Annotated in this window: 12 protein-coding genes, 1 pseudogene and 1 riboswitch; of the genes and pseudogenes, 1 reads left to right on the forward strand and 12 read right to left on the reverse strand. The window is 39.2% G+C overall.

The genetic code is table 11. The features are described 5' to 3' along the window. Positions 1–10: 10 nt before the first annotated feature. The 12 genes and pseudogenes from RT445_RS19505 to speB all read right to left on the reverse strand — a co-directional run. Positions 11–382, reverse strand: a pseudogene (locus RT445_RS19505) (ABC transporter ATP-binding protein); the annotation flags it as partial. After that, positions 379–1,380 carry a FecCD family ABC transporter permease gene (locus RT445_RS19510; RefSeq protein WP_313471357.1) on the reverse strand — a complete coding sequence of 334 codons (1,002 nt, stop codon included), beginning with the start codon at positions 1,378–1,380 and terminating at the stop codon, positions 379–381. The gene RT445_RS19510 and the pseudogene RT445_RS19505, both read right to left, overlap by 4 nt. Further along, the gene (locus RT445_RS19515) at positions 1,377–2,345 is read right to left on the reverse strand and encodes an ABC transporter substrate-binding protein (protein WP_274795517.1); all 969 of its coding nucleotides are present in this window, start codon (positions 2,343–2,345) and stop codon (positions 1,377–1,379) included. Before RT445_RS19515 ends, RT445_RS19510 begins: the two co-directional genes overlap by 4 nt. Before the next feature lie 142 nt (positions 2,346–2,487). Beyond that, a riboswitch (cobalamin riboswitch) is annotated at positions 2,488–2,671 on the reverse strand. Positions 2,672–2,728: 57 nt separating this feature from the next. Further along, positions 2,729–4,396, reverse strand: coding sequence for an acyl-CoA dehydrogenase family protein (locus RT445_RS19520; RefSeq protein WP_313471360.1), 1,668 nt, complete (start codon positions 4,394–4,396; stop codon positions 2,729–2,731). 1 nt (position 4,397) lies between these two features. Continuing rightward, the gene (locus RT445_RS19525) at positions 4,398–5,900 is read right to left on the reverse strand and encodes a class I adenylate-forming enzyme family protein (protein ID WP_313471362.1); all 1,503 of its coding nucleotides are present in this window, start codon (positions 5,898–5,900) and stop codon (positions 4,398–4,400) included. After that, the gene (locus RT445_RS19530; RefSeq protein WP_274795514.1) at positions 5,893–6,282 is read right to left on the reverse strand and encodes a MerR family transcriptional regulator; all 390 of its coding nucleotides are present in this window, start codon (positions 6,280–6,282) and stop codon (positions 5,893–5,895) included. The genes RT445_RS19525 and RT445_RS19530 overlap by 8 nt, the downstream gene beginning before the upstream one ends. A 118-nt stretch (positions 6,283–6,400) precedes the next feature. Further along, on the reverse strand, positions 6,401–6,529 hold the full coding sequence (locus RT445_RS19535) for a hypothetical protein (protein ID WP_312504993.1): 129 nt from the start codon (positions 6,527–6,529) through the stop codon (positions 6,401–6,403). A gap of 44 nt (positions 6,530–6,573) precedes the next feature. Then, positions 6,574–8,241 (reverse strand): arginine--tRNA ligase, encoded by a 1,668-nt coding sequence (gene argS, locus RT445_RS19540; protein WP_274797263.1) that lies wholly within the window; start codon positions 8,239–8,241, stop codon positions 6,574–6,576. Continuing rightward, positions 8,241–8,672, reverse strand: coding sequence for a YwiB family protein (locus RT445_RS19545; RefSeq protein ID WP_274795512.1), 432 nt, complete (start codon positions 8,670–8,672; stop codon positions 8,241–8,243). The genes argS and RT445_RS19545 overlap by 1 nt, the downstream gene beginning before the upstream one ends. Positions 8,673–8,826: 154 nt before the next feature. Then, entirely contained in the window at positions 8,827–9,459 is a 633-nt protein-coding gene (gene yidC / locus RT445_RS19550; RefSeq protein ID WP_274795511.1) for a membrane protein insertase YidC, read from the reverse strand. A 23-nt stretch (positions 9,460–9,482) separates the two neighbouring features. Then, positions 9,483–9,758, reverse strand: coding sequence for a hypothetical protein (locus RT445_RS19555; RefSeq protein WP_312504997.1), 276 nt, complete (start codon positions 9,756–9,758; stop codon positions 9,483–9,485). Between the two features lie 208 nt (positions 9,759–9,966). After that, positions 9,967–10,839: an agmatinase gene (speB, locus tag RT445_RS19560; RefSeq protein ID WP_274795509.1), complete on the reverse strand. Its 873-nt coding sequence runs from the start codon at positions 10,837–10,839 to the stop codon at positions 9,967–9,969. 317 nt (positions 10,840–11,156) lie between these two features. Here speB and RT445_RS19565 point away from each other — a divergent pair, with 317 nt between their 5' ends. After that, positions 11,157–13,229 carry a transglycosylase domain-containing protein gene (locus RT445_RS19565; protein ID WP_274795508.1) on the forward strand — a complete coding sequence of 691 codons (2,073 nt, stop codon included), beginning with the start codon at positions 11,157–11,159 and terminating at the stop codon, positions 13,227–13,229. The last annotated feature ends 318 nt before the right edge of the window (positions 13,230–13,547 follow it).

The raw sequence follows: 13,547 nt of genomic DNA on the forward strand, positions 1-13,547 counted from the left end.
CGCCTGTTTATAGCATAGCATGTTGTACAGCCTGTTCATCCTGTTCAGACCAACTCGAGAAAAAACCTGTTTGATGCGGGTAGCGCCCAAGTGAAACGGCCTCTCTCACACTGTTTGAAAAAGCATTTGCATGAAGCTGAGGTAGTACAGCCATCTTTTTCGCCAAAGCACGAGCATTATAGGAAAGGATATTTTTCCCATCTATAGTAATTGTTCCATCAATAGCTGGTAGTATACCACTCATTACCTTTAATAATGTGGATTTCCCACTACCATTCGGTCCTAGAATACCTAGAATTTTCCCCTTCTCAACAGTGAAGCTTATATCCTTGACGATTGCTACGTCTTCATAGCCACCTGATAGATGTTCGACCACAATCATGCCCGTACCCCCTTGCTTCTTCGTTGCTTATAAAATATGTAGGAGAAAACAGGTGCTCCGATAAATGCTGTAATCACACCAATTGGTAGCTCTCTGGGCAAGATAATTGTTCGTGCTACTAAATCGCAAATAATCAGTAATGTGGCGCCATTTAAAAATGATAATGGCAATAAATGGCGATGATCAGAACCCCAAATCATTCTTGTCATATGCGGCACAACTAAGCCTACAAAACCAATTGTCCCAGAAACCGCTACAGCCGCTCCCGTTAACATGGACCCACCTGCTAAAATCAAATACTTACTCCGCTTTACATTAACCCCAAGATGTTTCGCTCTCTCTTCACCATATAATAAAACATTTAGCTCTCTTCTTTGTGTCCATAGCATAAGTGAGCCAATCAAAACAAACGGGATAATCATTTGGACATATGGCCATCCACGCATTGATACAGATCCAAGTAACCAACCAACGACTTGGCGTAGCTCTTCACCAGATAAAGCAATCATTAAAGAAATGAGTGAACCTAAAAATGAACTAAAAATAACACCTGTTAATATCAATGTCTCCATTTTTAATGAACGGTCTACCATTCTAGCAAAACTCATCACAACTACCATCGTGATAATAGCGCCAATCATACTAAAAATGGGTAATGCATATAAACCTACAATAGGAATAGATAGGCTAAAAAAGATCGTCATTACAGCACCAACCGAAGCACCAGATGAAACACCTAGTGTATATGGATCTGCTAATGGATTTTTTAGCAAACCTTGAAAGGCAGCTCCTGCAATAGCTAGAGAAGCCCCTACTAGTCCCGCTAACAATACACGTGGCAAGCGGATTTTCCAAAAGATATTGGCGGCTGTTTCATCAACCGCCTGATTCCACAATACTTCAAATGGAATATGCACTGAGCCTATTGCTACGCCACACCAGATGCTAATAAGAAGAAGCGTGCCTGTTACTAAATAGGCTACTGCTATTTTTTTCACTTAAATACCTCTGGATAGATCGCTTTTGCTAATTCTTCAAGACCTTCTCCTAAACGAGGACCTTGACGACTTGTTGTGTTTTCATCTACTTGTACAATTGCTTTATTTTTCACAGCATTAATTGTATCGAAGCCAGCACGCTGTGGTATTTTAGTTAAAATATCTGGTACATAGTGATAAGTCACCACGATGACATCTGGATTTTTAGCGATAATTTGTTCTGCATCAATTTTATACCAATCATCAGCATCTGCCGCTACATTTTCTGCATGGATCATTTCAAGCATCGCGTTCATAAACGTACCATTCCCAGCTGTATAGATATCTGGCTCATCAGATGCTTCTACTAGCACTTTCTTTGGTTCAACATCTTTTACTTTGGCCAGCACTTCTTCTACCTTTGCCTTCATGTTGGCAATAACTTCTTCAGCCTCTGGCAATTTCCCTGTAGCTCGACCAAGCTGCTCAATCGTCGTGTATGTCTCATTAAAATCTTGTGCATTATTGACGACAAATACTTTTACACCCGCTGACTCAAGCTGTTCAATCGCTGCTTCTGAAAGAGACATGCTAGATTCATGTGAAAAAACGATATCTGGGTTGAGGGCAATAATTTTTTCAATATTGTATTCCATACCGCCAACCTTTTCCTTTTCAGCTACCTCTGGTGGATAATCATCGTTGTCTGTAACCCCTACTATTTCATCTTTTAAACCAAGGCTAAATAATATTTCAGTATTACTTGGAATAAGTGAAACAATTTTCTCTGGAGGAGCTTCTAGTGTTATATCCTTGCCAATGGCATCTGTTATGGTCATTGGGAAAGTTGCTTCGTCCACCTGTGATGTCTCTTGCTGTGTTTGCGGTTCATTAGACGACTTGTCGTTTTTCTCCTCTTGGCCACAGGCAGCTAGCAACCCTAGTGTTAAAAATGCTGATAATCCTATCTTCCAAAATTTCTTCATGTGAATCCTCCTTCGTTGATCTGTGCTTTATTTGGGCAGAAATTCTCCTACACAAATAAGACCCCTCATCTACGAATGATGAGGGGTTAACATTGCACCAAAGAACTGATACAAAATCCACCACCCTATCCTCGTAGGCTGTTATGTCTATACTATAAAGGCAGGTCTCCTGGCTTATGCTTATTACGTCTTTTCAAGCCTTCCCGAATATCATCAGTGGCATCTTTTGAAAAAACTCACATTTACAGTGGCGGGACCGCATCGGAATTACACCGTTTTCCCTTTTCACTTTACTTAAGTAAAGAACCTTTATACTATTCAGTTGATTTTATTATACATGAAAACGAAAAAAAGTCGCCCCTATTCAAGACGACTTCTAGCTTCTATACAATATCAGAAAAATATTGTACGGTTTTCATCTGAGCTCCAATTTGTCGCAATGACCATGCCTGTTCTAAATAAACGTCCGCAAGCTTTTCATACTTTCCACCAAATTTTTGCGCCCATTCAACTGCTACGACACTTTCATATAACAGCGCCATTTTCTTTGCAACATCTTTTGCTTCAAATGTTTTCGTGGCATCATCTAAAGCACTAAAAATTTGTAAGATCCCAGCTAGTTTCACCAATTGCTCTCTCACAATTTGCACCAAAGCGCTATCCTTTAATTTTTCTAACCGTTCTTCCATCTCACTGACAAATAGCTCATGTGCCTGATACTTATCCACTAACCGAATAAGCTCTAACGCCAGAATATTAGCCGTGCCCTCCCATACCGTCAACACTTGAGCATCTCTCAGTAAGCGCGGTGTCACAAAGTCCTCAATATAACCATTGCCACCATGTAATTCAATTGCTTCACTAGCATAATGAACCGCTTGCTCTGCCGTTTCCTTTTTCATAATGGCAATATATAAACGATTCATAATAACATCTTGTTGTGTTCCATGCCCATTCGTTACTTTATCGTATAATTGAATAAGATCAAAAACGGTCGCTACTTCTACATGTAGCTTAGCTGCAAATTTCCCTAATGTATCTTGAATCATTGGGTATTGTGTTAAAGGCTTGCCAAATGCATATCGATTTGTCACATAATGCTTCGCCTCTAAGAAACCTCGACGCATAATCCCAATCGATGCTACGGCATTGCAAATTCTTGAGAGATTCAGTGCCTCCAGCATATAATAAATCCCCTTACTTTGTTCACCTACAACATAAGCAAGTGCACCATCAAATTCAACCTCACCAGATGGAACTGCCCGAACACCCAACTTATCTTTTAGTCGTCGAATACGTAGATGATTTGCCGTTCCGTCTTCTTTACGCCAAGGAACAGCAAATAAGGTTAATCCTTTAGAGCCTGCTTGTGCACCTTCTAGACGTGCCAACACCATTGCTACCCCACACATACCGGCATTGGAAGCGAAGTATTTTTCACCATAGAGGCGAAATTCATTGCCTTCCCTTCTCGCTTCCACAACATTCGCCCCTACATCTGAGCCCCCTTGACGTTCAGTTAAAAATGTTGCTCCTTCATATAACTCTGTATCACCTGTTGCACAAACATGTGGTAAGAAACGCTGTTTAACCTCGTCATCAGCATAATGATCTAATAGATAGGCAGTAGCCATTGTTAATGTCACAGGACAATAAAAACCTGGCTCTGCATGGGACAGCAAATAGCCTTGCGCAAAGCTATAGACATAATTTCCTTTGCGCCCTAGCTGCGGAATATCCTTGTGCACGTAGCCAACAATGCCTGTATTATATGTCTCCTCAATTGTTTTTTTGTAGCCATCATTGACCCAAACCTCTGATATCTCTTCACCATAAGCATCATACCTTTGAAGGCGAGGCTCCCCCTGTCGATCTGTATGTTTCGCTCTTGCATCAATATCACCTGCACATAGCTCCCCGAAATCCGCTAGCTCTTGCTTTGCGTAGGATAAAAACTCTTGATCTAACATCATTTCTATCACTTTTTGGAGCGTCTCATCATCTGTAAAAAAATTCGTCGGCCGCGTTTTCTCCTGTTGTAAAACTTTCATACTATCTCACCTCTTGTCCCTTCAAGGATTGTTTTAAAATTTTGCCTGAAGCATTTCGTGGTAGCGCTTTCACTTTTTCAAAAATACGTGGAATTTTATACTTCGCAAGATGGTCCTCTAAATATTCTTTTAAAGCATTTTCATCAATTTCTTGATTAGCAGAATAAACCGCCTTCACCGTTTCTCCCCATTGTGGATGTGGCACACCAATAACTGCCACTTCAAATATGCCCTCATAACCTAATAGGCAATCTTCTATTTCTTTCGGATAAATATTGACACCACCCGAAATAATCACATCTTTTTTCCGATCAACAATCCAAATAAAGCCGTCCTCATCCATTCGAGCTAAGTCCCCTGTTTTCAACCAACCATTTATAAAGGCCGCATTAGTCGCTACCTCATCCTTGTAGTAGCCAAGCATATTCCCCTCACCTAGTAATACAATTTCCCCTACTTCACCAACACTTACATCTTCTCCATTATCATTGACAATTTTTAATTCTGTACCAAGCGGGGCCCGCTGACCAATACTACCTGCCTTTGTTTCATGTTCCTTCCCAAACAATAATGAGCCACTTGGTCCCGCCTCCGTTAAGCCATACACACAAGTTAAATTACTTGTTCGAAATGCTTGTTGAATGAAACGAACCTCTTGTTGGGATAAGGGTGCACCACCATAGACCCACCACTTCATTGAAGACAAATCAGCTGATTTCAATCTTGGCATCTGCGCTGTTAATAGATAAGCAACAGGTGCACCAAAGAAATGCGTTGTTTTTTCCTGTTCAATTGAATCAATAAATAGATCAGGAGTAAAAGTTGGTGTTAACACATTTGTCGAACCTACTAATACGCCTGCCATTAAAAATAAATGCAATGGTGCCGAGTGTGTTAATGGCATCATGAGCAAAATCCGACTCTCAGGCTTAACTTCCATTTCAACCGCTATCATTTGTGCCACTGTTAATATATTACGATAGCTAAATAACACACCCTTTGGTTTACCTGTTGTACCTGAAGTATACAAAATAGTCGAAGCGTCATCTTCATGAAGCTGACAATCTATCAGTTGTGTACTAGCATCTTGTATCATCGTTTCATAATGAAGCCAGCCTGCTTTTTCTGAGCCTGTTTTAATTTTTATTGGGACAATAGCTAGATGCTCGACTGCAGTAAAAATGGCCTCATGAACGACAATGGCTTTCGCTTCGGCATGCTGCGCCACATATTCGACCTCCTGCAATGTAAATTTCGCATTAACTGGAACAACAATAGCTCCGATACGCTGAATGGCAAAATAACTCACAACAAACTCTAAAGTGTTCGGCATAAAGATTAAAATCTTATCACCCTGCTTTACTCCTTGCTCCAGCAAGGCATGACTAAATCGCGTCACTTGCTCATCTAAATCAAGGTAATTCACTCTTCTGCCATGACAAATAACGGCTTCTTTTTTTGGATACTTACGGGCATTACGTGCTAACAAATTGGAACTATTCATCGTGCATCTCTCCCTTTAAAGTCGCTAATTTTTCATTAAACATGCTATGCATTTGTTGTAACTCCTGCTTCATTTGTGTAAGCTCGGCTATTTTGTGATCTATCTCTTGAATTTTTTGTTCTCCGTATTCAACTGTTCGCTCCAATTGCTGAATACCCGAACGATCAAAATCAAACAGTAAAACCATTTCCTTAATTTCTTCTAACGAAAAGCCGTAACGCTTTCCTCTGAATATAAGCTTGAGCTTCGCCAATTCTTTCCTTGAAAAGGTTCGTTGATTGGTAGATGAACGATGGGGACAAAGAAGACCAAGTTCCTCATAATAACGAATAGTACGTGTTGACACATTAAACTGCTTTGCTACCTCCTGAATTGTTATCAAAGCCATCCCCCCCTCTCCTAATTGGCAACAGTATACCATTGACGTTAACGTAAAGTTCAACAAAATTTTCGAAATTTCCAGAAAAATTAAGAGTGAAGCAGATAATCTAGTGTTCTCTTCATTCAGTTGTAGGTTTATCAGGCATTTTCAGTGCTCTATCCACCACTTTTGGAGCTTTATCCATCATTTTCATTGCTCTATCCGTCACTTTTAGAAATCTATCGCTCACTTTTCGCTTTTTATCCATCAAAAAAGCCCCTAACACATTTCATGTTAGGAGCTTAAAAAGGATTACATTTTTTCTGGTGCAGATACGCCGATTAAACGCAGTGCGTTGGCAATTGTTGTGCGTACAGCTGTAATTAATGCTAAACGAGCCTCTGTTAATTCTTTGTTTGAAGCATCTAATACTTTTTCTGCATTATAGAAACTATGGAATGCAGCTGCTGTTTCTTGAATATAGTTTGCGATACGGTGAGGTGTACGGTGTTTCGCTGCTTCAGCAACCACTCTCGGGAAATCGCCGATTTTTTTCAGTAAATCAATTTCTTTTTCTGCTGTTAACAGATTCAAATGTTCTGTTGTGGCAGCAAAACCTTGCTCATTTGCTGAACGTAAAATAGACGAAATACGTGCATGTGCATATTGTGCATAGTACACTGGGTTTTCATTAGATTGTGATACAGCAAGATCAAGATCAAAGTCCATATGAGAATCGCCAGCTGTTTTCACGAAGAAGTAACGAACTGCGTCAAGGCCTACCTCTTCAACAAGCTCACGCATCGTTACTGCGTTCCCTGTACGTTTAGACATCTTGAATTTTTCTCCGTTTTTATAAAGCTGAACCATTTGAATCACTTCAACTTCTAATGTATCGCGATCATAGCCAAGTGCTTGAATCGCTGCTTTCATACGTGGAATATACCCGTGGTGGTCAGCTCCCCAAATATTGATTAACTTATCGAAGCCACGAACAATTTTATCCTCATGGTAAGCAATATCTGGCGTTAAATATGTGAAAGACCCATCATTTTTAATTAACACACGGTCTTTATCATCCCCAAATGTTGTAGAGCGGAACCAAGTGGCACCATCCTCTTCAAACACATGGCCATTTGCTTTTAATTTATCTAAAGCTACTTCAATTTTACCGTTTTCATATAGAGATGTTTCTGAATACCAAACATCAAAGTTCACGCGGAAGTTTGCTAAGTCTGTTTTTAATTTATCTAATTCCAACGCCAAACCGTGCTGGCGGAAGAATGCAAAACGCTCTTCATCTGATTTTGCAAGAATAGCATCCCCATGCTCTTTCACAAGCTTGCCAGCGATATCAATAATATCTTGGCCATGGTAGCCGTCCTCTGGCATTTCAGCATCTAGTCCTAACGCTTGCTTATAGCGTGCTTCTAATGAATAAGCAAGGTTATTAATTTGATTTCCTGCATCATTAATATAGTACTCACGTGAGACATTGTAACCAGCCATATCTAATACATTACACAATGAATCTCCGACAGATGCTCCACGCGCATGTCCTAAATGAAGATCCCCTGTAGGGTTCGCAGAAACGAACTCCACTTGAATTTTTTCACCTGCGCCAGCATTTGAACGACCATAGTCAGCGCCTTGCTCAAGGACCTGTGTAACTACCCCTGTTAGGAAATCTTTACGCACGGTAATATTCATGAAACCAGGACCAGCAATGTCGATTTTTTCGATATCTGTTCCAGCTGTATCAAGGTTTTCTAAAATAGCTTCTGCAATGGCACGTGGTGGCTTTTTAGCAAGCTTCGTTAATTGCATCGCAATGTTAGTTGCATAGTCACCATTTGCTTTATCCTTTGGTGTTTCCAGGTGAATCGTTAATTCTGTGCCAGCCTCCACTAAGCCAGCTTTTTCAACAGCTTGAGCTAGTGCTGCTTTTATAGCCTGTTGTACTTGTTCTACTGCGTTCATCATTGTACCTCCGTAAATGTAATATCTAATGTATAGTTGCCAACGGATTGCCCACCCATTAGTAAATCGTACTGTACATGGAAATCTCCGCCTACTGCCTGCTTCGTAAATGTCATTTTCTTCGTATCTATAACGAGTGGCATGGAACCGAACTCACTCTCATAATGTCCCATTTGTTGTTCAATTATGTTAAGTGGTAACCGCATATTAACCGCTCCAGCACGCATAATGAGTGCCTTCTCTTGACCTAATTTCATCGTTGTGCGGATGGTTTTATCCTCCTGCACCTCTTCATATTTCAAATACAAGCTTCCTGCTTTTTCAAGTAGCTGCCCTTTAAGCCACATTTCATAACTTTCGGACTCTCCATCGCTTGGATGAATTGTAGAAATGAGCTTAATGTTCACTTGCGATCTTACATCGTTCGCCATAACGGACGCTCCCTTTTTAGTCTTTTACTATAACCTTTTTATTATAGGATGAATACGGATGTTTTTTCAAGGTAGAAGTCAACTAGAACACATCTGCTGTGTTTATATGGAAAAATTAAAAATCCTCCCTTTATTAAGAGAGGACTTTATCATTCTATCTATACCTTTTTTTTATAATCAATTGTTGAATCATTAATAATAAAGCACTAACAGTCCAGTATATTGGAATAATCGCAGGGTTGAACAAACTAAAAATAAGGATCATGATTGGATTAACGAACACCATAACCTTCATATTTAATGGCTGGCTTTTTTCTAAAGAAATGCAGCTTTGAATTAAATAGATCAAACAAGCAATCATCGAAATGCCAATATCTATCGTACCTAAATTCATCCAAAGGAAATTTTCACTTGCGATAACTGAATCTAGTTTAATCGCATAATACAGTGAAAATAATATAGGTAATTGAATAATGATTGGCAAACAACCTAATAACGAACTTTTTAAAGAACCTGCTGTTAACTCCTGAATTTGATGTTGAACCTTTATTTTTTCAGATTCGTTATTACTATTCTTAAACTTAGCAGTTAGCGCATCTAATTCAGGCTTAATTGACGTCATTAATTCTTTTGAACGCTTTTGGTGTTGAGCCGATCGAATAAATAACGGCATAAGCATTAATCTTACCGCTATCGTAATACCAATAACACTAATCGCATAGCTTCCTGTGAAAGAATGGATGAAATGTATGAGGTAAATGATAGGTTGTGCTAAAAATGTTAACAATGCTATTCCTCCTAGTTTAAACTTTAAATGAAACTAGGAGAGACACTTTCTTCCTCATTATCTTCTGACGTTCTAATACAAAGAACAAACCACGTTAACATAGGTGGAGTCCAAGTATTCGTGATATTATAGTCAACTTCAAACTCTTCGTCCTTCACTTCTTGAATGGTTATTTTATTAACTAAATACAAATGCAAATGAACACTTAGTACAGTTAAAAGTAAAGAAGCTAATAGCCAAAAGTATTCCATTGTACTGACAAAGATGAATAAATCATTGATGAGAAGTGACCAAATCATCATACTCCTCCTTCCCTATTTTTATTACGTTAGCTAGGAATAAACATGATTTCAGGTACGGATACTATCCATTGAAATCATGTCCTTAGATTATTTCTTTTTACTCTATTTTTCTTATACGAAAGTAATTGAAATAAGTTTCAATTTTATTGTCTTAAATATAAAAATGGGGCTAGCCTTAGCTAACCCCAACAAATCGCTATTTTACTTATTTTACCCAGCCTAAAATCATTTCACGTAATAATTTAGAGGCTGTGTTTGCTGTCATTTCTGATGAGTCGTAGATTGGTGCTACTTCTACAAGGTCAAAGCCTACAACATTTACACCACTTGCTGCAATAGCATGGATAGAGGCTAGTAATTCTTTGGATGTAATACCACCACAATCAACCGTCCCAGTACCTGGTGCATGGGCTGGATCTAAAACATCAATATCGATTGTTACATAAACATTGCGTCCAGCTAATGTTGGTAGCACTTCTTTTAATGGTTCAAGCACTTCAAATTTTGAAATGTGCATGCCGTTTTCCTTCGCCCATTCAAATTCTTCTTTCATGCCTGAACGAATGCCAAATGAATAGACATTCTTTGGTCCGATATGTTCTGCAATTTTACGGATTGGTGTTGAGTGAGAAAGTGGCTCTCCTTCATATTCCACACGTAAATCCGTATGTGCATCAAAGTGAATAATCGCAAGGTCATCGTATTTAGCAGAAACAGCCTTCATGACAGGCCAAGACACTAAATGTTCCCCTCCCATACCAACTGGAACTTTGCCATCCGCTAATAATTTTTCAATGAACTTTTCAATTTCATCTAATGAACGCTGTGCATTCCCGAAAGGTAGTGGAATATCACCTGCATCGAAGTACTTAACTTCTTCAAGCTCACGATCTAAATATGGGCTGTACTCTTCAAGACCAATTGATACCTCACGAATACGTTGTGGACCGAAGCGTGATCCTGGACGATAACTTACTGTCCAATCCATTGGCATCCCATAAATAACTGCTTGTGCATCCTCATAAGTAGGGTGACTTTTTATAAAAACATTTCCTGAATAAGCTTCATCAAATCTCATTGCTAGCCCTCCGAATCATTAAAATATGTTTTTGTTCATCGCTATTCTTCAATTTCCTCTATTATGGCTTACAGGATTGTAATGAAACCTGTATCCTTTCATCCTCGTATACATTATTGGAACGTCTAGCAAATTTCGATTAAAATCTACAAGGTGTGACGTTTATGTCGAATGCTTGCGTTTCAAGTAGTACAAAAAAAGTATAGATGTTTTTGAATAAAGTGCAATAGTTTTTAGTTAGAATTTCGATTAAAGATGATTGTTCGAACACATACTAAAGCTAAATTCGAAGTTGTGAGAAAACGAGGTGAAGTCGGATGAAACGAAAAAGCTATCATCGAAAGCAAAAGCGTGTAAAGCGCACCCGTAAAACCCTTACTCTTTTTGTCGCCTTTGCATCTGCAATTGTCGTAGCATTTGTCGCTCTCCGCATCTATGTTCAAGTGGCTGGTGCACCGCCTTTAACCGTACCGAAAGCCTCCATCTTCTTAGATGAAAATGAGAACCAAATTGGGGACCACTTTACAAATCAACGACGTTATTGGGTTGGTCTCGATGAGATGTCACCTTATTTAAAAGAAGCAGTAGTTGCTGTTGAGGATAAAGATTTTTATAAACATGGCGGTTTTGATTATTCACGTATTGCTGGTGCCATTTTAGTGGATATTAAAGCTGGTGGAAAGGTCCAAGGAGCTAGTACAATTACGCAGCAATATGCACGTAACCTTTATCTTTCCCATGAAAAATCTTGGACACGTAAGTTAAATGAAGCCCTTTATGCTTATAGATTAGAAGTTTTTTATGATAAGGACGAAATACTAGAGGGATATTTAAATACTGTCTACTATGGTCACGGCATGTATGGTGTGGAAGCTGCGAGTCGGTTTTACTTCGGGAAATCTGCCAGCGATTTAACCCTTGCAGAAGCAGCCATGTTAACGGGTGTTCCAAAGGGACCAAGTATCTATTCGCCGATTGCCAATTTAGAAAAGGCTACAAATCGCCAACATGTTATTTTAAAGCTTATGGCAGATCAAGGGGCTATTTCACAAGAGGAAAAAACACGTGCTGAAAATGAACAGCTTGTCTTAAAAAATGATAGTTGGGTTGCAACAAAATCTGTCGCTCCTTATTTCCTTGATGTTGCTTGGCAAGAGGCCAGTGAAATTTTAAAAACAAAAAATCTCGATATTAGTGAAGGTGGCTGGACGATTCAAACGACGCTTAACCTGGAGCATCAAAAAGCAGCTGAAGAAGCAGTTGCAAAAAATATGCCTGCGAATGATCTCCAAACAGCATTCGTTAGTATGGAATCGAAAACAGGTGCTGTTACTGCATTAGTTGGAGGCCGTGATTATTCAGTGAGCTCATTTAACCGTGTAACGCAAGCTAAACGTCAACCAGGTTCTACTATAAAGCCGATATTGTATGCGGCCGCACTAGAAAATGGCTACACACCACTTACTTTTTTAGATGTCGGTGAAACGACCTTTACTTATGATAATGGTCGTGGAACGTATGCACCTAAAAACGTCAATGGTCAGTTTGCAGATCATGATATGACAATGGCGCAAGCAATTGCTATTTCAGATAATATATACGCGGTTAAAACATTAGAGGACATCGGCTTCAAGGAATTTCATGATATGGCAAACCGTTTTAGCGTAGGGATTGGTGCGAAAGATAATTTATCAATCGCACTTGGTACAATTGAAACGACGCTATATGAAATGACAAATGCTTATAATATTTTAGCGTCGCAGGGACAGCAAACCATTCCAACAACAATTGTGTCCATTAAAAATGCAAATGGCGATGTTATTTATGAAAACAAAGATGTTACAAGCAAGGCTGAGAAGGCTATTTCAAAAGAAAATGCATTCATTTTAACTGAAATGATGACAGGTATTTTCGACCCTGTGTTCAGTGATTATTCACCTGCTACAGGAATTAGTATCCGTTCACGAATGACACATACTTATGCTGCCAAATCAGGCTCTACTAATAGTGACCAATGGCTAATTGGTTTCACACCAAGCCTAACTGCTGGTGTATGGAATGGCTACGACCAGGGTAAAAACCTTACAACAAAGGAAGACACTTCTGCCACAAAACAGATTTGGATCGACTTTATGGAAACTGTCAACAAAGGAACAAAAAATGAAGATTTTAAAAAACCTAAAGGTGTAGAAGGCGTTGTCATTGATATCGAAACAGGGAAACTAGCGACTGATGCTTGTCCTAAACAGCGTCTTATCTATGTTGAATCAAAAGATGTACCAACTGAAAAATGTACAAACTTCGATATTCTTGACAGTAATACATGGGGAGAGTTTTGGAACATGCTTCCATTCTCACTTTTCAAAGGCGATGAAAAAAATAAGCAATAATTCGGAAACCTTTTTGAGCATTACACGTTCTATGTTATGAAGGCTCTCGACAAAGTAACGAATAGACAAAAAAATAAGAAAAGCTTTCTCTTCCCCGGAAACATGTCCGTGGGAACAGAAAGCTTTTCTTTTTATGGTTCGCGAAGTATGAGCATCATGGGGCATTTGGCTTGGGTTTGGGTTGTTCAAATGCCGCATAGCGCTCATCACATTCGCGATACCAAGTGTCCTAGCTTACTAAAATGTAAGCTCTGCATCAAGTGTACTTTGTCTCAAACCCCCCTTCAACCTAATATCGAAAGCGATTGCAAAATGTCA

The organism is Lysinibacillus sp. (genome assembly GCF_032093475.1).
Classification (GTDB): domain Bacteria; phylum Bacillota; class Bacilli; order Bacillales_A; family Planococcaceae; genus Lysinibacillus; species Lysinibacillus irui.

Bases quoted from the DNA above. Each gene is read 5' to 3' on its own strand.
- RT445_RS19515 (WP_274795517.1), bottom strand. From the start codon at position 2,345: ATGAAGAAATTTTGGAAGATAGGATTATCAGCATTTTTAACACTAGGG.
- RT445_RS19520 (WP_313471360.1), bottom strand. From the start codon at position 4,396: ATGAAAGTTTTACAACAGGAGAAAACGCGGCCGACGAATTTTTTTACA.
- RT445_RS19525 (WP_313471362.1), bottom strand. From the start codon at position 5,900: ATGAATAGTTCCAATTTGTTAGCACGTAATGCCCGTAAGTATCCAAAA.
- RT445_RS19535 (WP_312504993.1), bottom strand. From the start codon at position 6,529: ATGGATAAAAAGCGAAAAGTGAGCGATAGATTTCTAAAAGTGACGGAT.
- argS (WP_274797263.1), bottom strand. From the start codon at position 8,241: ATGAACGCAGTAGAACAAGTACAACAGGCTATAAAAGCAGCACTAGCT.
- RT445_RS19545 (WP_274795512.1), bottom strand. From the start codon at position 8,672: ATGGCGAACGATGTAAGATCGCAAGTGAACATTAAGCTCATTTCTACA.
- RT445_RS19555 (WP_312504997.1), bottom strand. From the start codon at position 9,758: ATGATTTGGTCACTTCTCATCAATGATTTATTCATCTTTGTCAGTACA.
- speB (WP_274795509.1), bottom strand. From the start codon at position 10,839: ATGAGATTTGATGAAGCTTATTCAGGAAATGTTTTTATAAAAAGTCAC.
- RT445_RS19565 (WP_274795508.1), top strand. From the start codon at position 11,157: ATGAAACGAAAAAGCTATCATCGAAAGCAAAAGCGTGTAAAGCGCACC.